The sequence below is a fragment of the Trinickia sp. genome, assembly GCF_051953405.1.
GTDB lineage: Bacteria > Pseudomonadota > Gammaproteobacteria > Burkholderiales > Burkholderiaceae > Trinickia.
On sequence record NZ_JBQCIV010000006.1, the window covers coordinates 83,696 to 106,532 of the forward strand.

The window sequence follows — 22,837 nt, forward strand, 5'->3', positions numbered from 1 at the left end:
GAGCGCTCGCGCGATACCGGACGCGACGCGCTGCTCGGTCGACAGGAATGAAGGAAAGAGGCTCGGGCCGCAATCAACGCCGGCCGGCGCGTAAATGTTCGACCGCTTCGACCACGCCGCGCGCTTTCACGATGGTCTCGTTAAATTCCTCATCGGGATCGGACAATGCGGTGATTGCGCCGCCGACACCCAATTGCGCCGTGCCGTCGCTGATCGTCACCGACCGGATCACGATGCTGAAATCGCACGCGCCGGACAGACCGAACCAGCCGAGCGCCCCCGAATAGATGCCGCGCGGGCCCTGTTCGAGCCGATCGATGATCTCCATCGTGCGTTTCTTCGGCGCCCCCGTCATCGAACCGCCGGGAAATGTCGCGCGAATACAGTCGATGGCCGAGACGTCGGCCTTCAATCTCCCGCGCACGGTCGATACGAGTTGATGAACATGCGAGTAGGTTTCGACATCGAAGAGCTTCGGAACGTGCACCGAACCCAGTTCGCACACTTGCCCCAAGTCGTTACGCAAGAGATCGACGATCATCAGATTCTCGGCGCGATCCTTTTCGCTCGCGCTCAGTTCCTGAGCGAGAGCCGCATCTTCATCGGGTGTCCGTCCGCGCGGGCGTGTCCCCTTGATCGGCTTGGCCTCGGCGATACGCGCGCGATCGACGCAGAGAAAGCGCTCGGGCGAGGCGCTCACGAGCGCAAACTCGCCGACGTTGAAATAAGCCGCGTGTGGCGCCGGCGAAAGCGCGCGCATGGCGCGGTACAGTGCGAACGGCGGCTCGGGAAACGGAAAGCGGATCGCGTTCGTCAGGCAAATTTCGTAACTTTCGCCATGCACGATTTCGCGTAACGCTTCGCCGATCTTCTTGATGTAGCGGTCGCGCGGATGACGGATTTCGGCGTGCGTTGCGATCCACGCTTGCACCTCGGCCAGCATCAAAGGGCGTCGAACCTGGGCGTTTGCGTTTGCATCTTCGTTTGCGCTTCCTGCCGATGCGCGGCCGTCTTCGCTCGCCTGCGCTTGCGCGGCGATCGACGCTTGGGCCGACTGGAACCAGGCTTGCGCCTGCTGTCGGGAAGCGTCGTCGTCGACGAGATGAAGCAAGTAGATTTCATCGGCAACGTGATCGATGACAAGCATGCGCGTGGCGAAAATGAACGCCGCATCGGCCACCGTCGAACGATGCGAGTGCGTGCCGATCGTCTCGGCCTTGACCTCGTACCCGAACACGCCCGCATAACCGAGATCGAAGCCGAACGGTAGCTGCGCTTCATAGCGCACGGTACGACGCGCGAGCCTGGCCGCTAGAAAATCGAAAATGCTTTCGGTGCAGGCGGTATGCGTGCCGTCATGGGCAGATACCGTCGCCACGCGGGTGCGCACGTCGTAGGCGATGCGCTCGCCGTGCCGGCCATGCGCGTCGCCCATGAAGGTGAAACGAGAGAAGCCCGGGACGACGAGGCTGCTCTCCAGCAAGAAGGCGGCGCACGTGCCCGCAGGTGCGAAGATGCGCTCGAACAGCGCCGCCGCATCGCCGGCACGCCCTTGCAGCTTCATGACTTCGAGTTCGAAAGGGTTCATCGTGGATTTCCCGGAAGAAGCAGTGTCACACCCGGCCGACTCGCGTTCGCATTCAAGCGGCGCGGCGATTCTTGTGTGCGAGGGCGATGTCGCGGAAATTGCGAAACAGCGCGATACCCGCTTCAGTGCAGATCGATTCGGGGTGGAACTGGACGCCGTGCAACGGCCGCGTGCGGTGACGTATGCTATGAATCACGCCGTCGTCGCCCCAGGCCGCCAGCTCGAACGGCCCCGTCACTTCCTTGACGACGAGAGAGTGATAACGCACCACCGAAAGCGCGGGCGGTAAGCCCTGAAAAATGCCACGCCCGTCATGCCGGATGACGCTCACGCGGCCGTGCATCGGTTCGGGCGCCAGCCCCACTTCCATGCCATGTTCATGGGCAATGATTTGGTGACCGAGACACACACCGAGCACGGGAAGCCGCGCCTCGCGTATCACGCGGGCGCTGATGCCCACATCGGTGTCGATGGCCGGCGTGCCCGGCCCCGGCGAGACGATGATGCAGTCGTAAAAGTCGAAGTCGACCTGCTCGAGCGGCGTGGTGTTCAGCACGACGGTAGGCTCGACGCCGCACGCCTCGCCCATCTGCTGAAAGATGTTGTAAGTGAACGAGTCGAAGTTGTCGATGATGAGGGTTTTGCACATGATGGCGCGTATGAGGCGAACAAAGGTCGATGGCGAATCGATCCGACAATCGTCCAACGATCGGTCCGAGCGAAGTGAAGTGCGTCCGGCAAGGCCCACGCAGCGGCATGTCAGTGCGTCAGGCTCGCTTGTGTCTCGACATAGCGCGCGAACCGCTCCACCCCCGCTTCGATCTCGCGCTCGTCGGTGTTGCTGAACGCGAGGCGTATTTCGCGGCGGTGCGTGCCGTCGAGCGAAAAGAACGTCATGGGCATGACGATGACGCCATGCTCGCGCGCGCATTGGGCCGTTTGCGCCTGCGCGAAATCGAACGGCAGCGACAAGCCGAGAAAGAAGCCGCCGTTCGGGCGATTCCATTGGACTGTGTCGCCCTGGGTGCCGAACGCTCGATCGAGCGCTCGCAACAGGGCGTCGCGATTGCGGCGGTAATGCATGCGCGGCCCCTCGACGATCGCCCGCAGCGATCCGCCTTCGCGCAGCAAGACGCCTCCCACCAGGGCCTGGGTGACTTGGCTCGTGTTCACCGTCACGAAACTCTTGCGCTCGCACAATTCGACGCGAAACCGCTCGGCGGCGTCCGCACTGCCGAACAGCCGCTTCGGCACGACCGCCGCGCCCACCCGCACGGCTGGACAGAGCGTTTTCGAGTAAGTGGCGAGGTAGACGACGCAGCCCGCATCGTCGAGCACCGCCATCGGCGGCGGGGCGACGCCTTCGAACCGGAACATCCCGTACGGGTTGTCCTCGAGGAGCACGATTCGATGTTCGCCGCAGCCGGCGATAATCGAGCGCCGCTGCGCCTCGGTCAGCACGGTACCGGTCGGGTTGTCGAATTCGGGCGTCAGATACAGGCCGCGAGGGGCTTTGCCCGCGCGGCGCAGCTTTGCGGTCACGCGCGCGAGCGTGCAGGCCCAATCTTCATCGCCGGCGGGCTCCACGGGCACAATCTCGATCCCGGCAAAATCGGCGACGCCGGTCACGCCGATATAAGTCGGGTTACGCGCGAGCATGACATCGCCCGGCGCCGGGCAGAGTGCCGGGATGACGAGCGAAAGCGCTTCTTGGCACCCCGCTGTGACGACAACCTGCTCCGGATCGCATTCGATACGCTCGTCGGCGCGCAATTGCGCCGCAATCAATCCGGCGACGATTCCCGCCGTCGGTCCATATTGCGCGAGCCGCTTCGCCGCGTGCGAAGTCGCGCATCCGTCGACCTTCGCCATATGATCCAGAAACACCGGAACGGAATTCAGCCAGTGTTCCATTGAAAAGAACGATTCGGCGGGGCGCCCGGAAGCGAACGAAATGGCGTTCGGAAAGCGATTTGCCGCCTCGTTTAAAAAATTCATCACGGAAAGCCGCGACGATCGAGCCAATGCGTCGGTCGACATCTCATGCCTCTCCCTATTTCGTTTTTAACGATATATCGAAGACGAATAAATACCCATCGCCCAGATCCGGCGATTCGTCAATATGCGCAGCACGATCGTGTGCGCGACACCGCCCGCAACGGGACTAATAGGCGTTGGATTGCTCGAGTTGATCGAACAAGGATTGGATGTTGCTATCGACGAAACCTTCCTCGCCTTGACGCTTAATCAGCTCGAAGCTCATGCCGGTATTCGGATCTCTCGACGTGAAAGCTTGCGTGAGGCCCGGACCGTGAATGACGGAGGTGTCGAAGCGCATGCCTCGCGCGGTGAGCGTTTCGACCGTGCGGGCGACATCGTCGACTTCGAGTGCGATATGGGCGACGCCGGGCCCATGGGCGGAAACGAGCCGGGAAACCTGAGATTCGGGCTCGGTGCCTTGGCACAGCACGAACTTCGTGCCGCCGCTCTCCAGCTCGGCCGCCACCATCCCGGTGCGCGCGCCTTTTATATTGCGGCGCCTGACGAGTTTGAACCCTAGGACATGCGTGAATAGATCGACCGCGCCTTCCAGATCGGCCACCGCCAGCGCGATATGATCGATGGCTCGGTAGTCGAGCGCCAACGATTCCGGTTTTTTATCGTTTAGTTCAAAAGCCACCACTTGCCCGTCTTCAGCCATCCGTTGCTCTCCTCGATCGAGATGATTAACGGTCCGCGCGCCGCATAGGGAACGACGGCGGAACGGCCGCGCGGATCGAAACATTCGAACAAGAGGAATATTTCGACTGTCGACGCTTTGTAAGCGAACAGCGCGGCAATAAGACAAATGTGTGAAATTCGCTTTTTCCAAGCGGCTTTCATTTCTCGCACTCGATGCCAATGCGACACGCATTATCAATGCCCGACGCATGGTACAACGAAAATATTCCGAGTGCGGAGTTTATACGGACTTTTACATTTATCAATGCGAGAGGTACTTTTTACGCATTTCATTACAGGTCGAAAATATTACTTGACTCACAGGCAGATCACACTCGAATTCCGACGAGGGGCGCTTGCATTGGATTGCCGGATCCATTCGACTTCGCATGCGCGCCGGACTGCCCAGCGTAATGGGCCGATTCCGTCGCTATCCAACATTTGAAATCGTTTTATAGGTGCCGTGCAATACGCGCTGGCTGTCACGGCGGGCGGGATGTGGATGCTAGCGAACAACGAATTCATTGCGGGCGCAGGCCCGAGACCGTCCTTTCAACGACGCGGAGCCACGCTGCGTCCAATACCGGATCAAGGAAGGTGTGATCTCGCCTTTACCGTTCAGTGCATCGGCGCCCGTGGTGAACGGCGAATCGCGCCGAACTCGGCCTTGGGCAAGCCCTGCATGATCAGCGACATCGCTTGCGCGACATGTGACGCGGCAATCTCGATCTGAAGACACGCCCGGCTTTTTCTGTTGTCGATCGCCACAGTGTAGATGTCGATGTCCGGGCCCAACAGCCGATGCAAAAGACATCGAACGCAAGCAAGTTGGACGGTTTCGACACAGATCGACATCAAGACCCCATGGGCCGCCGCATCTTCCCTCGAAGCACCCCGGACATTCCTCTCGACGAGGGTAGGAGACACCGCACGATCGGCCTCGATCTCGAGCGAAGCGCCACCGCCATTGAACGATCTGGCGAGCATCTGATTCGTCCGGCTCAATGAATCATTGTCACGGGCTTGGAGCAGAGCCGCCATAGCTTGACGAACGTGTCCCACCGACGAAACAAACCAAGGCTTGCGCCGTCGAGCACCACGATGTCCGCATGATCGCTTTTGGCATGCTCGGCAATCGAGCGCTCTCGCGGCCCGAACACGCGCTTGAACGTATAGGGCACGCTGGCGTCGTCGAGAATGGCTCGCGTGCGCATCAGTCCCTCGAGCATCGATCGCTTTTCACGACGGCGCAGCTCGGCGCGCGAATGGAACGCGGCGGCGCGACCTTGATCTACCTGCTCCAGCACCTCAATCAGTTCGACCTCAGACACGCATTGCTCCGAGAAAAGGAACGCGGCGTGCCGTGCAGCCTCCGGAGCACCCTCGCGGCACAAAATCGGAATCATCAGCTTTAACAATTGCCCACCTCAAAGCGTCGTTGCTTACATCTCCATTTCAGCAAAGCGCGCATCAAGATGCCGAAAACTATTGCCGCGCGCTATAAAAAAGTTATCAAGGATTCTTCGCAATCTACTTGACGCCAACGAGTCGATAGCCGACGCCTGTCTCGGTCACAATATGCTCGGGCTGCGCCGCATCGCGCTCGAGCTTACGGCGTAGGTGGCCCATGTAGATGCGCAGGTAATGCGACCTCTCCGTGCGCGCCGGCCCCCAGACCTCCTGCAGCAATTGCCGGTGAGTTAGCACACGGCCAGCATGACGGATCAGCGACACGAGTAAGCGATATTCGATGGGAGTCAGATGCACCGAGTGCCCCTCACGCTCGACGCGGCGAAGCTCGAGGTCGACGGTCACATTGCCGAAGCAGATCTTCGATGTCTCGGCGTTACCTGCCGTGTTGCGACTTTGTCTGCGCAAGTGTGCACGAATGCGGGCCAGGAGTTCAGCAACGCTGAGGGGCTTCGTCAAATAATCGTCAGCGCCGGCATCCAAAGCGGCTACCTTCTCGTCCTCGCGCGTGCGCGCAGAAAGCACGATGACCGGAATCGACGACCAATCGCGTAGCTGCCGGATCACTTCCGCGCCATCCATGTCTGGCAGCCCGAGATCCAAGATGACGAGGTGCGGCCTTACGCTCGCTGCCAAGGCCAAACCTCGCCTCCCACAGGCGGCATCGAGGACGCGCATATCGGTATCTTGCAGCGATACTTGGACGAACCGGCGGATAGGGTTGTCATCTTCAATCAGAACGATGGTAATGGGCGAATCGGACATAGGTAGAAGCGTAGACGGCCCGCGGTAAACACCGCGAAAAGAGTGACGGTGACGATATAAAAGATTCGTAAAAATCCATGCGTCGCTCCGGAGACGCTGCGAGGCGTTCGACGATCGGGCCGTGCGCCAAGACACGGAGGTAGGTCAGCGTGACGACCAGCACGATCGTGCCGATCCGCATGCCGATGAAGAGCGCGTGGTCGGTTGGCAACGTGCCCACGCTCGCGGCGCGGCTCAGAGTGTTGCGCGAAAAATACGATTACCCCTAGTACAAACCCTCATTCCATCTCGGCGACGTTAGGGATTAAATAAATCCACTTGATTTATTTATTCACGACGAAGGTCATTCGTCGGCCGGAGGAGACAGGTGAGGCATCCCCACGTGGGCCGTGGCAGCAATTCGGCCAACCTGCGCCGTTACAACGAGCGGCTGCTGCTGCAGGCGCTGCGGCGCATGCAACCCGCATCGAAGGCGGACCTCGCGCGCTCGGCGAATCTGACGAGCACGTCGGTCGGCAGCATCATCGCGTCGCTCGAACAAGCGGGCCTCATCGAATCGACCGGACGCCGCGTCCAAGGGCTGCGCGGACAGCCCGCCTCGCTGCTGCAATTGGCCCCGCAAGGTGCATTCGGGATCGGCGTACGCCTCGATCGCGGCGGGATCGAAACGGTTCTCGTCAATTTCGCCGGTGAAGTCCTGGCGCGTCGCAGCCACGATATGACGCTGCCGGCCCCCGCGAAGGTGCTCGCCCTCGTCGGCGAGGACATCCGCGCCCTGCTCGATCGCCTGTCATCGGCCGAACGCGAACGGCTCACGGGGATCGGCGTTGCCCAACCGTTCAATCTCGGCTGCTGGCTCCGCGAACTGGGCCTGTCGCCGAACGCATTCGATGCGTGGCACGACGTCGACTTCGCCAGCGAACTCGCTTCGATCGTGCCACTGCCCGTCTTCAGCGAAAACGACGGCAACGCCGCGGCGATTGCCGAACTGTTCTACGGCTGCGGGCGGCAGGCGAGCGATTTCATCTACCTGTTTCTCGGGCCGGCCATCGGCGGCGGTATCGCGATCGACGGCGATTGCCTGCGCGGCGCCAACAACAACGCCGGCGACATCGGCGTCATGCCGGTGCCCCCGAGCCGTCTGCCGTCGGCCCCGCAGCCGTCCGGCGCCTGGGACATCCTGCTCGCGCGCGCATCGCTGAACGCGCTCGCACGCCATCTGCGCTACTGCGGCGAGACAGCCGATACGCGCGCGGACTTGGAAGCGTGCGTCGCGCGCGCCATTCCCGCCGTCGACGCATGGATCGACGATTGCATCGATGCGCTCGTCCCCACTGTCCGCGCCATGTTGTGTGTGACGGATGCGCCTGTCGTCGTCATCGATGCCGATATCGACGCCGGGCTCATCGATACCGTGATGGCGCGCCTGCGTGCCGCGCTCGCGCTCGGCGCGCCCGAAGCGCGCGGCGCCCCCGAACTCATGCGTGGCTCGTTCGGCCCCGACGCCGGCGCGATCGGCGCCGCCTCGCTTCCGATGTTCTTCAATTTCTCGCCGCGCGCCGGCATTCTCAAAGGCGCCGACGCCCAAGCGCAGGAGGTCAATCATGTCCCACACTGAGACGAGCCGTCCGTTGCTGCAGATGCGCGACATCAGCAAGACGTTCCCCGGCGTGCGCGCGCTGGACAATGTCCGTCTCGACGTTCACGCCGGCGAGATTCACTCGCTGATGGGCGAGAACGGCGCCGGCAAATCCACGCTCATGAAGATTCTGTCGGGCGCCTACCAAGCCGATCCGGGCGGCCAAATCGTCGTCGACGGCCAGGCGGTCACGATCGATGGCCCGCTCGCCGCCAAGGCACTCGGCATCGCCGTCATCTATCAGGAACTGAGCCTCGCGCCGAACCTGAGCGTCGCCGAGAACATCCACGCAGGCCGCGAGCTGCGCCGCGGCGGCAAGCGCTTCGGCCTCGTCGATCGGGCCGGCATGGCGCGCGACTCCGAGGAAGTGCTCAAGCGCCTAGGCGCGAGCTTCGGTCCGGAAACGATCGTCGGCACCCTGTCGATCGCCGAACAACAGCTCGTCGAGATCGCACGCGCCGTCCATACTCGGGCGCGCATCCTCGTGATGGACGAGCCCACCACCCCGCTGTCGTCGCGCGAAACGGATCGGCTCTTTCAGTTGATTCGCCAACTGCGTGCGGAAGGTCTCGCGATCATCTATATCAGCCACCGGATGGCGGAGATCTACGAGTTGTCCGACCGTGTGTCGGTGCTGCGCGACGGCGCCTACGTCGGCACGCTCGCGCGCGACGCGCTCTCCGCCGATTCCCTCGTGAAGATGATGGTCGGGCGCGATCTATCCGGCTTCTATAAGAAGCAGCACGCCCCCTACGATCCGGGCCACGTCGTGCTCAGCGTGCGCGACGTGGCCGATGGCGGGCGCGTAGCCGGCTGCAGCTTCGATCTGCATGCGGGCGAAGTGCTCGGCATCGCGGGGCTCGTGGGCGCGGGGCGTACGGAACTGGCCCGCCTGGTTTTTGGCGCCGAGCCGCGCACGCGCGGCGAGATTCGGATCGATGGGCGGGTGCTGCCGATGCGCTCGCCGCGCGAAGCGATCGACGCCGGGCTCGTCTATCTCACCGAGGATCGCAAGCGTCAGGGCCTGTTTCTCGACATGAGCGTGCGCGACAACATCAACGTGTCGGTCTGCAATCGCGACGCGCGCCTCGGCGTGCTCGACCTAGCGAAAGGGGCCGAGCGCGCGCGCGACGCGATTCGCTCGCTGTCGATCCGCGTGCCCCATGCGAACGTGAACGTGGGCGCACTCTCGGGCGGCAATCAGCAGAAGGTGCTGCTCTCGCGATTGCTCGAAACCGCGCCGCGTGTGCTGATCCTCGACGAGCCCACGCGCGGCGTCGACATCGGTGCGAAGTCCGAGATCTATCGAATCATCAACGACCTCGCGAAGGCCGGCGTCGGCGTGATCGTGATCTCGAGCGAATTGCCCGAGGTCATCGGCGTGGCCGATCGCGTGCTCGTCATGCGCGAGGGCGAAATCGCCGGGGAGCTTGGCGGCCATTCCGGCAAGGCCATCAGTCAGGAAGCCATCATCGAATTGGCCACGGGCTCGCAGCCCGCGCTCGGCGAGGCCGCCTAAGGCGCGCCCGAGCCGCCTTAACCCTTCAAGGCCAGATCATGGCGAACATTGAGGAGAACGACATGTCGAACCCGACCCGACCACAAGGCACCGCTGCCGTCGCGGGCGAGCCTACCGACGCGAAGCGAGAAGCGCACGCCGCGGCCGATCATCGCCAACGCCTGCAGTCGCTGTTGCGTACCGCGGGCATGCTGCCCGTACTCGTGCTGCTGTGCATCGGCTTCGGCCTCATGACCGATTCGTTCTTCAGCCTGCAGAACTTGTCGATCGTGACGCAGCAAGCATCGATCAACATCGTGCTCGCGGCGGGCATGACGTTCGTCATCCTGACGGGCGGCATCGATCTGTCCGTCGGCTCGGTCCTCGCAGCCGCGGCCGTCGCCGCGATGCTCGCCTCGAATATTCCCCATTGGGGCTGGCTCGGCGTGCCCGCCGCGCTCGCCGTGGGTCTTGCGTTCGGCGCGATCAACGGCACGCTGATCGCGCTGCTGCGGCTGCCGCCCTTTATCGTCACCTTGGGCGCATTGACGGCCGTGCGCGGCGTTGCGCGCCTGCTCGGCAACGATACGACCGTGTTCAATCCGCAGCTGCCGTTCGCCTTTATCGGCAACGGCTCGATCCTCGGTATTCCCTGGCTCGTCATCATCGCGCTGGCGGTTGTGGCCTGCTCGTGGTTCGTCTTGCGCCGCACCGTGTTGGGCCTGCGCGTCTACTCGGTGGGCGGCAACCCCGAGGCCGCACGCCTAGCCGGCGTCAAAGTCTGGGCAATCGAACTCTTTGTGTACGCGGTCTCGGGCCTGCTCGCCGGCCTCGGTGCAGTCATGTCCGCGGCGCGCCTGTATGCGGCAAATGGGCTGCAAATGGGCCAGTCCTACGAACTCGATGCGATCGCCGCGGTCATTCTCGGCGGCACGAGCTTCGTCGGCGGCGTTGGCTCCATCGTCGGCACGTTGATCGGCGCATTGATTATCGCTGTCCTCACGAACGGCCTCGTGCTGCTCGGCGTATCGGACATCTGGCAGTACATCATCAAGGGCCTCGTCATCATCGGTGCGGTCGCACTCGATCGCTACCGCCAGCGCGGCTCGGCGCGGACGTAACACCGCTCGGCGCGGCGACACGCTAGCGGTGTCGCTCGCGAGCGCAGGTTCACACCGGCTTCATTCGTTTCACCCCGATTCGCTTCGACACCAAACCGTCGCGGGCCCGGTCCGCCCGCCGTCGATTCGACAACATGGACCATCACGGAGACATAAACATGTTCAAGTCCAAGGCCGCACTGACCGCCATCGCCCTCGCAGTGGGCATCGCTTCGTCCGCGGCGCACGCGGCCGATAAGCCCCTGAAGTCGATCGGTATCACGGTCGGCTCGCTCGGCAACCCCTACTTCGTCACGATCGTGAAGGGTGCGGAAGCGAAAGCGAAGCAGATCAACCCGAACGCGAAGGTCACCTCGGTCTCGGCCGATTACGACTTGAACAAGCAGTTCACGCAGATCGACAACTTCATCTCGGCGCACGTCGACATGATTCTGATCAACGCGGCCGATCCGAAGGCGATCGAACCCGCCGTGAAGAAGGCCGAGGCTGCCGGCATTGCCGTCGTCGCGGTGGACGTGGCCGCCGCCGGCGCGAACGCAACGGTGCAGACGAACAACGTGCAGGCAGGCGAAATCTCCTGTCAGTACCTCGTGGACAAGCTGAACGGCAAGGGCAACGTGATCATCGAAAACGGCCCGCAAGTGTCGGCCGTGATCGACCGCGTGAACGGCTGCAAGACGGTGCTCGCGAAGGCGCCCGGCATCAAGCTGTTGTCGTTCGATCAGGACGGCAAGGGCTCGCGCGAAGGCGGCATGAACGCGATGCAGGGCTATCTGACGCGCTTCCCGGTCATCAACGGCGTGTTCGCGATCAACGACCCGCAAGCCATCGGCAGCGATCTCGCGGCCAAACAGCTCAAGCGCAGCGGCATCGTCATCACGTCCGTCGACGGCGCGCCCGATATCGAGACGGCGCTGAAGACCGATACGCTCGTTCAGGCATCCGCCAGTCAAGATCCGTGGGCGATGGCGCAAAAGGCCGTCGAAGTGGGCTACGGCATCATGAACGGCCACCCGCCCGCGAACCCCACCACGCTGTTGCCTTCCACGCTCGTGACGCGTCAAAACGTCGGCAGCTATAAGGGCTGGTCGTCGCCGCGCTAAGGGCATCTTTTTCGTTCTTCCACTCGCTCAAATGAACACGATGTCGAAGCTCACACAGTCTCCCGCTTGGCAGGCGCTCGCGCGCCATCGCGACGCGCTTTCGGGCACGTCCATCCGCGCCCTCTTCGACGCGGACGCGTCGCGAGCCGATCGTTTCTCGCTCGAAGCGGCAGGGCTCTTCGCCGATTTCTCGAAGAACCTGCTGACCGACGAAACGATCTCGCTGTTGACGGGGCTCGCGCGCGAAGCCGGCGTGGAGACGCGGCGCGACGCGATGTTCAAGGGCGAGCGGATCAACACGACGGAAGGCCGGCCGGTGCTGCATATCGCGTTGCGCGCACCGGCCGACACGTCGATCTTTGTCGATGGGATCGACGTCGTGCCGCAGGTACACACAGTCCTCGCCCACATGCACCGCTTCGCCGATGCCGTGCGCGACGGAGCTTGGCACGGCCATACGGGCCGCGCCATCACGGATATCGTCAACATCGGGATCGGGGGTTCGGATCTCGGCCCGCGCATGGTCTGCGAAGCGTTGCGGCCGTACGGTCACGCGCGCTTGCGGATGCATTTCGTCTCGAACGTCGACGGCGCCGATATCGATGAAGTGCTGCGCGCGGTCGATCCGGCGACAACGCTCTTCATCGTCGCCTCGAAAACCTTCACGACGCGCGAAACGCTGCAGAACGCGCATACCGCGCGCGCTTGGCTGCTCGCGAGCGGCGCCGCCGAATCCGCCGTCGCTCGGCATTTCGTCGCGGTCTCGACCAACGCGGAAGCAGTCCGCGCATTCGGCATCGACACCGACAATATGTTCGCGTTTTGGGACTGGGTAGGCGGCCGATATTCGCTGTGGTCCGCCATCGGTCTACCGATCGCGCTCTACATCGGCGCCGATGCGTTTGCCTCGCTGCTCGCGGGTGCGCACGCGATGGATCGGCATTTCGCCACCGCACCGCTCGAACGCAACCTGCCCGCGCTGCTCGCACTGATCGGCGTGTGGTACACGAATTTTTTCGGCGCGGCGAGCCACCTCGTCGCGCCCTATGATCGCTATCTTCATCGGCTGCCGGCGTACTTACAGCAGCTCGACATGGAGAGCAACGGTAAAACCGTCACGCTGAGCGGCGAACGCGTCGACTATGCAACGGGCCCCGTGATTTGGGGCGAACCCGGCACGAACGGCCAGCATGCGTTCTTCCAATTGCTGCACCAGGGCAGCGCGCTGATCCCGGCCGATTTCATTGCCTGCATGCAGCCGCACCATTCGCTCGATACGCACCACGCCATCTTGCTTGCGAACTGCTTCGCGCAGACCGAAGCGTTGATGAACGGTTCGCCGTCTCCCGCCGCCCCCCATCGTCACTTCGAGGGTAATCGGCCGACGAATACGCTGTGCGTCGATCGGCTCGAACCGGCGACGCTCGGCGCGCTGATCGCGCTCTACGAACACAAGGTGTTCGTGCAAGGGGCGCTCTGGCAGATCAACTCGTTCGACCAGTGGGGTGTCGAGCTCGGCAAGCGGCTGGCGGTCGAGATCGAGCGCGAGATCGCGGCGCCGGGCACGATCGATACGCACGATAGCTCGACGAACAATTTGATCAACCGCTTTAAAGCACGCCGCGCCATACCCGCCGCGCCGGGCCCTCGGCAATCATGAGCAAACGAGCGAAACCCGCCGCGAGCAGTCCGTTCTCGTTCGTGCTGTTCGGCGGCACGGGCGATCTCGCGCTGCGCAAGATTTTGCCCGCGCTGCACGCGGCGCATTGCGATGGCTCGCTCGGCCCCGACGGCCGCATTCTCGCCGTGGCCCACACGCCGCTCGATCGCAACGCGTATCTGCGCTGGGCCGACGAGCACGTGCGGCCGCACATCGCTACCGCGCGCTCGAGCGACGCGCAGTGGGAAGCGTTTCGCGCGCGCCTCGACTATCTGCAACTCGACGCGAGCCAACCCGACGCATTCGCCGCCTTGCGGGAGATGCGCGATTCGCTGCAAGGTACGCGGATCTTCTACCTGGCAACGGGGCCTTCGCTGTTCGTGCCGATTTGCGAAGGTTTAGCCGCGGCCGGGTTGACCGACGGCGCACGCGTCGTGCTCGAAAAGCCGCTCGGCTACGATTTGGCTTCGTCGAATGCGATCAACGATGCCGTCGGCAGCATCTTCGCCGAAGACCAGATTTATCGCATCGATCACTACCTCGGCAAAGAGGCCGTGCAGAATCTGTTCGCGCTGCGCTTCGGCAATTCGCTGTTCGAGCCGCTGTGGCGTCGCGAATGGGTGGAAAGCATCCAGATTACCGTGGCCGAACAGCTCGGCGTCGAGGCGCGCGGCAGCTTCTACGATCAAACCGGCACACTGCGCGATATGGTTCAGAACCATCTGCTGCAATTGCTTTCGATCATCGCGATGGAGCCGCCGCAATCGATGGATGCCGATGCCGTCCGCGGCGAGAAGCTGCGCGTGCTGCGCTCGCTCAAACCGCTTGGCGCAGAAGACATCCGGCGCAACGTCGTGCGCGGCCAGTATCACGCCGGGGCGATCGACGGATTACCCGTGAACGGCTACCTCGGCGAGCCCGGCGTACGGCCAGGCAGCACGACGGAAACGTTCGTTGCGTTGAAAGTCGAAGTGGAAAACTGGCGGTGGGCCGGCGTGCCGTTCTTTCTGCGCACGGGCAAACGGCTTGCCGGACGGGTGGCCGAGATCGTCGTCAACTTCCGCCCGGTGCCCCATTCCGCCCTCGGCGCGCAGCCGCTGCGTTCGGGCTCGAATCGCCTGACGATCCGTTTGCAGCCGAACGAATCGATCCGCTTGAATGCGCTTGCGAAGCAGCCCGGCATGGGGATGAACCTGCGCGGCGTTTTTCTCGATCTCGCATTCGACCAGTTCTTCCAGCAGGACCGCATGGAAGCGTATCAACGCCTGCTGCTCGACGTCATCGCCGGGCGTCTCGCGCTCTTCGTGCGTCGCGACGAGCAGGAGGCCGCATGGCGCTGGGTGGCGCCGATCCTCGATGCCTGGCGCTCGCCCGATGCAGTCCCGAAGCCGTATGCCGCGGGCACCTGGGGGCCGGCCGCCGCGAGCGCGCTGCTGGCTCGCCACGAAACCTGCTGGATCGAAGAAGAAAATTGAACGAGGCGAACGCGAACGTCGTCGCGCTGCCTGTCTCATCGAACCTCACCGATAACCATGAACGAACGTTGGCATCTCGAATGGCCCCACGGCTCGCTCGCCGTCTATGCGAAGGGCGGCATGCTCGGCAACGTCGAGTTTAAACATGCTGGCCGTCGGGTTCGGCCATTCTATGAAGTGCCTTGGCTGGAGGCGGCCGATGCCGCCGGCGCGCAGGGGTTGGTTGCGCACATGCGCAGCGAGTTTCCCTGCGTGCCGTTCGGCGTGCCCTATCGGCCGGAGCAGGTCGGCGAACCGTGGCGGGCTGCCTTATCCGATTCAGCCGCCCACTTCGATCCCGAAACGGAGGGCAGCGACGATCTGCTGCACGGCTACGGCGCGATCGGCGAATGGAAACTCGTCGCGCAGCGCGCCGACGAAATCCGCATTGCGATCGATTACCCCGCGTCGTCTGCGATTGCTCGGGTGACGCGCGTGATCCGTGCCGATCTCGCCGCGCCCGCCATCGATTTTGCGCTGCATATCGAGGCGCGGCGTCAGACCTCGCGCCCGCTTGGGCTGCATCCGAACCTTGCATTGCCTTCGCTCGCAGGTGCGCTGCGCATCGATCCTGGCGCGTTCGCCTTCGGCATGGTTCACCCGGGTGGCCCGGAGCCCGGCGTATCGCGGGCGCGCGCAGGGGCACAATTTTCAAGGCTGGACCATGTACCGCTCGGCGCGGGCGGGCATGCGGCGTTCGATCGTCTTCCGCTTGCGGAAGATACCGAGGAGATCCTTCAGCTTTGCGGCGTGGATGGGCGCGTCACGATGACCGACGATGCGGCCGGCGTCGCCTATCGGCTCAAATGGGATGCAACGGTGCTGCCGTCGCTGCTGCTATGGATCAGCAACCGCGGGCGACGTTACGCGCCGTGGAATGGACGCAATTTGTGCGTGGGCGTCGAGCCGATCGCCGGGGCGTTCGAATTGGGCTGTCAGGCCTCGCTTGCCGCGAATCCGATCAATGCACAGGGCGTGGCGACGGCTGTGGCGCTCGACCCCGCCGCGCCGGTCACGTTGGCGTATCGGTTCGAGGTTTGCTGAGCGTCACGGTATATTCGCGGCGAGGTTTCGAGGCGCAGTAGCGCGCGGCATCTTGGCCCGTCGGAGAAGCGCATGGAAGGTAGTGCAGCGCGGTACGAAGCCCACACCGAAGCGAATGTGCACGCGATCGTCGTCCACCGCCACGGGCGCGTCGCCGATGAACGCTATTTTCGCGGTGAAGATGAGCGTTACGGCGAGCCGCTGGGTCTCGTCTCGTACGATGCGTCGACGAAGCATGACTTGCGCTCGATCACGAAGAGCGTCGTCTCGCTTATCGTCGGTATCGCGATCGACAGGGGTTGGATTCGGCATGTCGATGTGCCTGTCCTATCGGTCTTTCCCGAATACGGCGACCTGCAAGCCACAGCGGCGAGCGCACTCACGCTGAGGCATCTATTGACGATGTCCGCGGGACTTGCCTGGAACGAGGCTTTGCCCTACTCCGATCCTCGTAATAACGAGCGGCGGATGAACGATGCGACCGACAGGAGCCGCTTCGTGCTCGACCAACCGGCCGTGCATACGCCGGGCGGCCTCTTTTGCTACAACGGCGGACTCACGACCTTGCTCGCCGAATTCGTCGAACGCAGCGCCGGCCGACCGCTCGACGTTATCGCTTCCGAGGTATTGTTCGAACCGCTGGGCATTGCCGATGTCGAGTGGCTCCGCCACCCGGACGGGACGCCTAATGCGACGTCGGGCCTACGCATGCGTGCGCCGGACGTCGCGAAGTTCGGTCAGTTGATGCTCGACGGCGGCGCGTGGGCAGGCCGGCGGATTGTGTCTTGCGCTTGGGTACGCGAGAGCACGGCGGACCATGTTCGAGCAAACGGTCCCGTGTCGTACGCATTCCACTGGTGGCTCGGACGGTTGCTCGTGGACGGCAAACAGGTCGATTGGATCGGAGCGCTTGGCTATGGCGGGCAGCGGCTCTATGTTGTGCCCGAGATGCAGCTCGTCGTCGTCATCTTCGCCGGGCTCTATGCGAATCCCGATCTTGCATCGACGATCGGAGAAACGATCCTTCGGGAGCAGGTGCTGGCGGTGGCGGAGGGGTAACGGTTGCCGATGCCCCCTAATTCTGAACGCATGGCGGGACCGAACGCCACTTCTATTTCGGCGGTCACAAACAGACGCATCGCCAATGGACAGCGCGTTGCCGTCATCTCGTTCGAGGATTCATCCACTCCGTCAATCCCTCGCGTGCATTGAGTTCCAAAAACGTCGGCATCGCACGAAGTCTATGGATATACCGAGCAAGATTGGGCCAGGACGTTGCTGGGCGCGGCATATTTCTAGTCCAACGCATAAGAATCACGGCGAGCAGATCCGCCGTACTCAATTGATTGCCCATCAGATGGGAGCGACCGTCGCTGAGCAAACCATCAAGGTATTCCATCGATCCTTCAATTTGCTCGCGTGAAAACGCTTTCACCGCATCCGCGTACTTCGGATCGCCATCCTCTTCCGCATAGAACCAGTTGCGCATTGCCGGCAACACGGAATTGGCCAGATAAACCATCATTTCGTACCACTCGCCGCGTGCGGGCGCACTCTGAGCCGGCGCCAGCCCCGCCTCGAGATGCCGTTCAGCGAGCAGCATCAATAACGCGGCCGATTCCCGCCGGGGTATGCCATCGACAACCAACGTCGGCACGCGGCCCGTTGGATTCAGACGCAAATATTCCTCGCAGTGTTGAGCGCCGGAATCGATTTCGACGAGTCTGGTTTCGAAGGGCACGCCCAACTCAAGCAACATCCAATGCACTGCCATACTTGCCGCACCCGGCGCGTAATAAAGAATGTAGGACATGGTTTGATTTCCGTATAAAATCGCGCCAGAACGAAAGGCATCATAACCGATATCCGGTCCAATCTATAAAACACCTATAAAAGCGCGATGCACGTGATGCCCTCTGGCAATGGCACGGTATTGTGGAAAGCGATATTCCCCATCTCACGCCGGCGCGTCTCGATGACGTTGCATGGCGCGATGCATGAGCTTAGGCGCCTCTAACCCCAAGCACGGCTTTGGCGGCACGAAAAAGGGGCAAGGACGATGTGCGCGGGGGACGTCTGACCGCGCGCGACGGCAATATCGCGCCAGACCAACGGATAGTCATCGACAAACCGGGGAACCCATACCGTCATTTCTGACAGGACCGGCTGACCAATCCAACTGCGATACTGGTTTAAGCCATCGTCGTTTCGTTTCCGACCGAGCCGAACATAAGCATGCACAAGACCGGCACCATGGCTGACACGAATCACCGAACCCTCATGAGACTTGGAGGACAAATCCATGAAGCTGGTCCCGCAAACTCGCGCTCCGTTGCGACAGTTGTTTCCCACTCGCACCTCGGAACCGGTTGGCGCCGCATTCGACGCCGCCTGGCCCGTCGCCTTTACCAACTATGAATTTCCCGTGCATGGCCAAGGCACGATTTCGTTTACCTTTAATACCGATCGGCCTTTCCGTATCGTGCTGAGCTCGGAAAAGAACGTGAACAGCACGTTGCTGGTGCTGGAGGTCGGTCTGCAAAAAACGTCATTGCGCCGCGACAATGGCACGGGCTCCGAAGGCATCATCGCCGAAACCGCAGCGAAGAAGGCGTTGCTCGATCCCGGCATCGCCATTTCGTACTGGGTGAGCCTGGACTACCTCAACGCGCGAGTTCGATTCGGCAAAGGCGAAATGCTGCCGCAGCTCGTCGTATTCGAGGCACCCCTCCCGATCGCGCCCGCGCCCGCCCCGATGCTGCCGGCAGCGGCAACCGCCAAAGCGCGCAGAGAGGCACGCAAGCAAGCCGCGATCGAAGCGGCGGGAGACTACAAGCAGTTACGCTACATCGGGCTGGCGACCCAAGCTGGCACCCCATTGCCGGTCGCGGCCGCGCACCTGTTGTGGCCGCTGCCGGTGGTACTCGCCCCGCCGCCCGTCCTAGTGCCGAGCGAGCGAATTTCGCTCGATATGATCGCGCGCAACGAAGCGACGGTTGTAGCGAGTCTGCCGGACGCATGCCAAGTGCTGTACGGTAACGTCGCGGGCCCCGCCGTCGAACTCAACACACCGGATTTCCCCGATTTCGCCGAGGCAATCAACTACAGCATCATTACGCCGGGCTGCATCTGCTATGAAAAGCTGCAGCGAAAGGCCACCGAATTCGGGAGCAACGACCCGAACGAAACCTATCTGCGGATCACGATCGGCCCTAATAAGGGCGACTCGCCGGGCTCCCCCTACGTTCTAGAAATCTGGCCAGGCAATCACTATTCGCCGATTCACGATCACGGCGAGGCGTGCGCCGTCATTAAGGTGTTGCACGGCGACATCTGGGTCGAGTTGTATCCCGAACTCAGCCCGAGCGTCACTGCCTTTTTCACGGAGGCGGTCTTCCACCAAGGCGAAGTAACCTACCTGACGCCCGAGTACTACCAAGTCCATAAATTAGTGAACCGCAATCCTCCGGGGCACATGACGGCAACGATTCAGTGCTACCGATACCCCGACAACGACACGATTCATTGGGAGTACTTCGACTACATCGACGGCAATCAGATCAAGCATTTCACGCCCGACTCGGATTGGGAATACATCGAGTTCCGCGCACTAATTCGCGCGGAGTGGGCCAAAGTCAACTGATCGCGTTTTCGACGGGCGTGCGGCTCAATCCTGCCGCACGCCCCTCAACGGGGCGAGATAGCGCGTATGCAGTGTTCGTCGACCAACCCGTCGATCAGCGACGCCCTCTCGGTCGGCGCCTCGAGCGGCGAAAGGTGGCCGACACCCGGCAACACCGTCAGGAGGACCCATGCTAGGGCCGTGGACGCCAATCGATAATCCCCCATCCGCGAGCGTCAGTCGATCGCAGGATGATCGAATCGACGGACGCGTGCGCGCGCTTCTGTGTATCATGGCGGTCGAATCGCTGCGCCGCCCGTCCGGCGCTCTATGCCCGCGCCGCGCGCGCGTGCTTCGGATTTCATTCGGAAATTCAGATGACGACCCACCATGCGCCGATCGGCCTTTTCGACTCAGGGCTGGGCGGCCTGTCCGTTCTCGACGCAATGCGCGAAAGGCTGCCGAGCGAGTCGATGCTGTATGTCGCCGATTCCGGCTACGCTCCCTACGGCGAGAAAACGGATGCGTTTATCCGCGAACGCAGCAAGGCCATCGCCGATTGGCTCGTCGAACGCGGCGCGAAGCTGATCGTCATCCCATGCAACACCGCGACGACGCACGCTATTGGCTATTTGCGCGCCACCGTGCCGGTCCCGATCGTCGGCGTCGAGCCCGGCATCAAACCCGCGGCACTCGCCACGGCGAGCCGCGTCGTGGGCGTCCTGGCCACGGCCGCGACGTTGCGCAGCGACCGGTTCAAGACGCTGATCGCCGAATACGAATCGCAATGCCGCTTCGTCTGCCAGGCCGGCCACGGGCTCGTGGAACAAATCGAGCAAGGCCATCTCGGCGGAGCGATCGTCGACGATTTGCTCCTGCGCTATCTCACGCCGATGGCGAACGCAGGCGCCGATACCGTCATTCTCGGTTCGACGCATTTCGTGTTGCTGGCGCACCGTATCCGGCATTTATTCGGCGAACGCTTCACGTTGATCGAGACGGGCTCGGCCATCGCGCGGCGCGTCGATGCGCTGTTGCGGGAAGGCGGCTTGACCGCCGCTGCCCAAGCGCGCGGCCGGATCGCCTATTTTTCGACTGCGCAGTCGGCCTCGCAGCGCCAGGCGCTGCTCGCCGTGGCCCGGGGGCTGGGTACCGATGCAGCGGATGCAGCGCAGGCATCCGAGGCATCCGTCTCCCACGTCGAAATCGTGCACACGCTGGCGGCGCTGCAGCCGTAAGCCGTAGCCGTACAACGCCGCCTAACGACTGAAGAGCTGCCGTTCCTTCTCGCGAATGTCGCCGGCTGTGTAATACCGCAGCCACCATTTCTCGCCGTCGTACTTCAAGCGCAGCGGCTGCTGGTTCGCGCCCGCTTTCTTCAGCGCGGCGGCGAAGGCGTAGTGATCGACCAGCCGTATGCCCTCGATGGCGAACGCGGTCGCGATCGCCCGATCGTAGATCGCCACCAGGTTGTCGCCGTTCGAACTTTCCCCGCCCTCGGCTAGGTTCGACGATCCGCCGAACACGACGGGGTTCGTGCCGTTGAAATCGACGACGACGAACTTGTGATGAACGATATGCGCGGCCGGCCCATGCACCTCCCGTTCCATCGAAAACGGCGGCGGAAACCGTTCGGGATCGGCCTTCGAATAAACGAGTTCGCCACCTATCGACGTGGGCGTATAGACGGTGGTCCCGTCGATCGTATCGTCCGCGGGATCGACCGAATCGGAAATGCCGTACGAAAAGACTTTTTGATTCGTGTGCAGTTGGGCCAGCGCTTTGAGCACTTCGCCCGACCCGTTCAAATCCATAACCGCGAAGATCACCGAACTGTCGGCACTGTCGATCGCATTCAAGAGCCGCTTGAGCCCAACCTGCGGGTCGCGATGCGGTGCGAACGACACAACGATGGGCGGCATCCCGGGGCGATCGATCGGGAACTCTTGTGTCGAGATCGCTTGCTTATAGAAATCGGCGGCCTGCAGCTTGTCGTTGAGCGCAGTCTCGAATGCCGCTTCGTATTGCGCGGCCACGGCTGCATCGTCGAACACGAATACGTGATTCGCATTGACGTAGAGCCCTGTGATCGAATAATTCGTCGAGCCGGTCAGCACTTTCTGGGCGACGCCGCCCACCTTTTTGACGAGCACTTTGTTGTGCTGATAGCGCTTGAATTTTCCGCGCATGAACCCGGCGCGGGTCGCCTCCGTGGCGGCCGACTGGATGTCGGAAAAGGCCTTCGCAGCAGCTGTGCCCTCGCCGTGCAACGTGGCGTCGTCGGCCAACAATCGCAGCTTGCCCATACTGGCCAGCTCGATCAACGCCGTGATGATCGCCGGCTCGTTCAGGTCATAGACGAACGCATCCACTGTAGCGTGCGGGTCCTGATAGCACTCGGTTAGGAAGCTTTCGATCGCCGTGCGTGCATGCGCGCCGAGCCAAGCCCATTGCGCCTCGTAAGGCGTCCAATCGAACTTCCACTCGCCGGCCGTTACCTTCGGTTCGTACAATTTGTTGTCGAATTCGTCCGCGTAAGCCTGCGACGAGAGATAGCCGCGCGTAAAGGCCACTTCGATCCCGCCCGTAACAAAGGGCCCGACATCGAGCGTGACGGTGACAGTTTGATCGTCTTGGAGTTGGCTCGATTTGTCTTCGGCGAAACGCTTGACGATCACTTCGTAGTCAAACGTTCCGTGCGGGTTGCCCGGCGGAAAATCGAGCCACCAGAATTTCTGAAACGGCGCGACGTTGGATGGAAAGAATTTGCCGCCGCTTGCCGTGTAGTCGCCCGCGAAAGATAGCCGATTGCCGAGCCATGTCCATCCCTGATCGCCTGCGTCTTTGCGGCGAATCGAAAATCCCGCCAGCTTATCGGTCAGGTGATCCGCCAGATCGAAGGCGAGCATCGCGCAGCCGTCGCCCGAATACGCCTTGACCGTGAATCCGCGCGACGAAGCCGACGCGCTGAAGACTTTACCCATCGCTTCCTCGTTCATCGTTCGATACCGCGTTTTCCACCGCCATGCACTCACGGCCATTCGCCGCGAATACCGGCCCATCGGAAAATCGATCGAACGAGGATAGTACAA

19 protein-coding genes and 1 pseudogene are annotated in these 22,837 nt (G+C 62.5%); 10 read left to right on the top strand and 10 right to left on the bottom strand.

Features of this window, described 5'->3' with window-relative positions; genetic code table 11:
• Positions 1-73: 73 nt before the first annotated feature.
• The 8 genes from pabB to ACTHN9_RS00820 all read right to left on the bottom strand — a co-directional run bounded on the left by pabB (position 74) and on the right by ACTHN9_RS00820 (position 6,725).
• Positions 74-1,588 (bottom strand): aminodeoxychorismate synthase component I, encoded by a 1,515-nt coding sequence (gene pabB / locus ACTHN9_RS00785; protein ID WP_440534844.1) that lies wholly within the window; start codon positions 1,586-1,588, stop codon positions 74-76.
• Between the two features lie 52 nt (positions 1,589-1,640).
• Positions 1,641-2,237: an anthranilate synthase component II gene (locus tag ACTHN9_RS00790; protein WP_440534845.1), complete on the bottom strand. Its 597-nt coding sequence runs from the start codon at positions 2,235-2,237 to the stop codon at positions 1,641-1,643.
• Between the two features lie 110 nt (positions 2,238-2,347).
• Entirely contained in the window at positions 2,348-3,502 is a 1,155-nt protein-coding gene (locus ACTHN9_RS00795) for a PLP-dependent aminotransferase family protein (RefSeq protein WP_440534846.1), read from the bottom strand.
• A gap of 250 nt (positions 3,503-3,752) precedes the next feature.
• Positions 3,753-4,289 carry a VOC family protein gene (locus ACTHN9_RS00800; protein WP_440534847.1) on the bottom strand — a complete coding sequence of 179 codons (537 nt, stop codon included), beginning with the start codon at positions 4,287-4,289 and terminating at the stop codon, positions 3,753-3,755.
• A 638-nt stretch (positions 4,290-4,927) separates the two neighbouring features.
• Positions 4,928-5,296: a hypothetical protein gene (locus tag ACTHN9_RS00805; protein ID WP_440534848.1), complete on the bottom strand. Its 369-nt coding sequence runs from the start codon at positions 5,294-5,296 to the stop codon at positions 4,928-4,930.
• A gap of 14 nt (positions 5,297-5,310) precedes the next feature.
• Positions 5,311-5,727 carry a universal stress protein gene (locus ACTHN9_RS00810; protein ID WP_440534849.1) on the bottom strand — a complete coding sequence of 139 codons (417 nt, stop codon included), beginning with the start codon at positions 5,725-5,727 and terminating at the stop codon, positions 5,311-5,313.
• A 112-nt stretch (positions 5,728-5,839) separates the two neighbouring features.
• On the bottom strand, positions 5,840-6,544 hold the full coding sequence (locus ACTHN9_RS00815) for a response regulator (RefSeq protein ID WP_440534850.1): 705 nt from the start codon (positions 6,542-6,544) through the stop codon (positions 5,840-5,842).
• Positions 6,510-6,725, bottom strand: a complete 216-nt coding sequence (locus ACTHN9_RS00820) for a hypothetical protein (RefSeq protein WP_440534911.1) — start codon at positions 6,723-6,725, stop codon at positions 6,510-6,512. The genes ACTHN9_RS00815 and ACTHN9_RS00820 overlap by 35 nt, the downstream gene beginning before the upstream one ends.
• Before the next feature lie 186 nt (positions 6,726-6,911).
• On the opposite strand from ACTHN9_RS00820, the gene ACTHN9_RS00825 reads away from it, so the two are divergent.
• From ACTHN9_RS00825 to ACTHN9_RS00860, 8 genes and pseudogenes are all read left to right on the top strand, one after another.
• Positions 6,912-8,162, top strand: coding sequence for an ROK family transcriptional regulator (locus ACTHN9_RS00825; RefSeq protein ID WP_440534851.1), 1,251 nt, complete (start codon positions 6,912-6,914; stop codon positions 8,160-8,162).
• Positions 8,149-9,702, top strand: coding sequence for a sugar ABC transporter ATP-binding protein (locus tag ACTHN9_RS00830; protein WP_440534852.1), 1,554 nt, complete (start codon positions 8,149-8,151; stop codon positions 9,700-9,702). The genes ACTHN9_RS00825 and ACTHN9_RS00830 overlap by 14 nt, the downstream gene beginning before the upstream one ends.
• A 140-nt stretch (positions 9,703-9,842) precedes the next feature.
• Positions 9,843-10,802, top strand: a pseudogene (locus ACTHN9_RS00835) (ABC transporter permease subunit); the annotation flags it as partial.
• 158 nt (positions 10,803-10,960) lie between these two features.
• A complete protein-coding gene (locus ACTHN9_RS00840; protein WP_440534853.1) occupies positions 10,961-11,905 on the top strand; it encodes an ABC transporter substrate-binding protein in 945 nt (314 codons plus the stop codon).
• 31 nt (positions 11,906-11,936) lie between these two features.
• Entirely contained in the window at positions 11,937-13,565 is a 1,629-nt protein-coding gene (pgi, locus tag ACTHN9_RS00845) for a glucose-6-phosphate isomerase (protein ID WP_440534854.1), read from the top strand.
• Entirely contained in the window at positions 13,562-15,040 is a 1,479-nt protein-coding gene (zwf, locus tag ACTHN9_RS00850; RefSeq protein ID WP_440534855.1) for a glucose-6-phosphate dehydrogenase, read from the top strand. Before pgi ends, zwf begins: the two co-directional genes overlap by 4 nt.
• Positions 15,041-15,097: 57 nt before the next feature.
• Complete coding sequence (locus ACTHN9_RS00855) at positions 15,098-16,123, top strand: hypothetical protein (RefSeq protein ID WP_440534856.1); 1,026 nt, start codon at positions 15,098-15,100, stop codon at positions 16,121-16,123.
• 72 nt (positions 16,124-16,195) lie between these two features.
• Positions 16,196-17,182, top strand: coding sequence for a serine hydrolase domain-containing protein (locus ACTHN9_RS00860; protein ID WP_440534857.1), 987 nt, complete (start codon positions 16,196-16,198; stop codon positions 17,180-17,182).
• Positions 17,183-17,285: 103 nt separating this feature from the next.
• Here ACTHN9_RS00860 and ACTHN9_RS00865 read toward each other — a convergent pair whose 3' ends face one another.
• Positions 17,286-17,936, bottom strand: a complete 651-nt coding sequence (locus ACTHN9_RS00865) for a glutathione S-transferase family protein (protein WP_440534858.1) — start codon at positions 17,934-17,936, stop codon at positions 17,286-17,288.
• Positions 17,937-18,425: 489 nt separating this feature from the next.
• Here ACTHN9_RS00865 and ACTHN9_RS00870 point away from each other — a divergent pair, with 489 nt between their 5' ends.
• Complete coding sequence (locus ACTHN9_RS00870; RefSeq protein ID WP_440534859.1) at positions 18,426-19,766, top strand: hypothetical protein; 1,341 nt, start codon at positions 18,426-18,428, stop codon at positions 19,764-19,766.
• A 356-nt stretch (positions 19,767-20,122) separates the two neighbouring features.
• Positions 20,123-20,983: a glutamate racemase gene (murI, locus tag ACTHN9_RS00875; RefSeq protein ID WP_440534860.1), complete on the top strand. Its 861-nt coding sequence runs from the start codon at positions 20,123-20,125 to the stop codon at positions 20,981-20,983.
• Positions 20,984-21,004: 21 nt separating this feature from the next.
• Here the strand turns inward: murI and ACTHN9_RS00880 are convergent, their stop codons facing one another.
• The gene (locus ACTHN9_RS00880; RefSeq protein ID WP_440534861.1) at positions 21,005-22,729 is read right to left on the bottom strand and encodes a phospholipase D-like domain-containing protein; all 1,725 of its coding nucleotides are present in this window, start codon (positions 22,727-22,729) and stop codon (positions 21,005-21,007) included.
• Between the last annotated feature and the right edge of the window lie 108 nt (positions 22,730-22,837).

Coding starts and splice junctions, on each gene's coding strand:
- pabB (WP_440534844.1), bottom strand. CDS start 1,588: ATGAACCCTTTCGAACTCGAAGTCATGAAGCTGCAAGGGCGTGCCGGC.
- ACTHN9_RS00790 (WP_440534845.1), bottom strand. CDS start 2,237: ATGTGCAAAACCCTCATCATCGACAACTTCGACTCGTTCACTTACAAC.
- ACTHN9_RS00795 (WP_440534846.1), bottom strand. CDS start 3,502: ATGGAACACTGGCTGAATTCCGTTCCGGTGTTTCTGGATCATATGGCG.
- ACTHN9_RS00800 (WP_440534847.1), bottom strand. CDS start 4,289: ATGGCTGAAGACGGGCAAGTGGTGGCTTTTGAACTAAACGATAAAAAA.
- ACTHN9_RS00805 (WP_440534848.1), bottom strand. CDS start 5,296: ATGCTCGCCAGATCGTTCAATGGCGGTGGCGCTTCGCTCGAGATCGAG.
- ACTHN9_RS00815 (WP_440534850.1), bottom strand. CDS start 6,544: ATGTCCGATTCGCCCATTACCATCGTTCTGATTGAAGATGACAACCCT.
- ACTHN9_RS00820 (WP_440534911.1), bottom strand. CDS start 6,725: ATGCGGATCGGCACGATCGTGCTGGTCGTCACGCTGACCTACCTCCGT.
- ACTHN9_RS00830 (WP_440534852.1), top strand. CDS start 8,149: ATGTCCCACACTGAGACGAGCCGTCCGTTGCTGCAGATGCGCGACATC.
- ACTHN9_RS00840 (WP_440534853.1), top strand. CDS start 10,961: ATGTTCAAGTCCAAGGCCGCACTGACCGCCATCGCCCTCGCAGTGGGC.
- pgi (WP_440534854.1), top strand. CDS start 11,937: ATGAACACGATGTCGAAGCTCACACAGTCTCCCGCTTGGCAGGCGCTC.
- zwf (WP_440534855.1), top strand. CDS start 13,562: ATGAGCAAACGAGCGAAACCCGCCGCGAGCAGTCCGTTCTCGTTCGTG.
- ACTHN9_RS00855 (WP_440534856.1), top strand. CDS start 15,098: ATGAACGAACGTTGGCATCTCGAATGGCCCCACGGCTCGCTCGCCGTC.
- ACTHN9_RS00860 (WP_440534857.1), top strand. CDS start 16,196: ATGGAAGGTAGTGCAGCGCGGTACGAAGCCCACACCGAAGCGAATGTG.
- ACTHN9_RS00865 (WP_440534858.1), bottom strand. CDS start 17,936: ATGTCCTACATTCTTTATTACGCGCCGGGTGCGGCAAGTATGGCAGTG.
- ACTHN9_RS00870 (WP_440534859.1), top strand. CDS start 18,426: ATGAAGCTGGTCCCGCAAACTCGCGCTCCGTTGCGACAGTTGTTTCCC.
- murI (WP_440534860.1), top strand. CDS start 20,123: ATGACGACCCACCATGCGCCGATCGGCCTTTTCGACTCAGGGCTGGGC.
- ACTHN9_RS00880 (WP_440534861.1), bottom strand. CDS start 22,729: ATGGGTAAAGTCTTCAGCGCGTCGGCTTCGTCGCGCGGATTCACGGTC.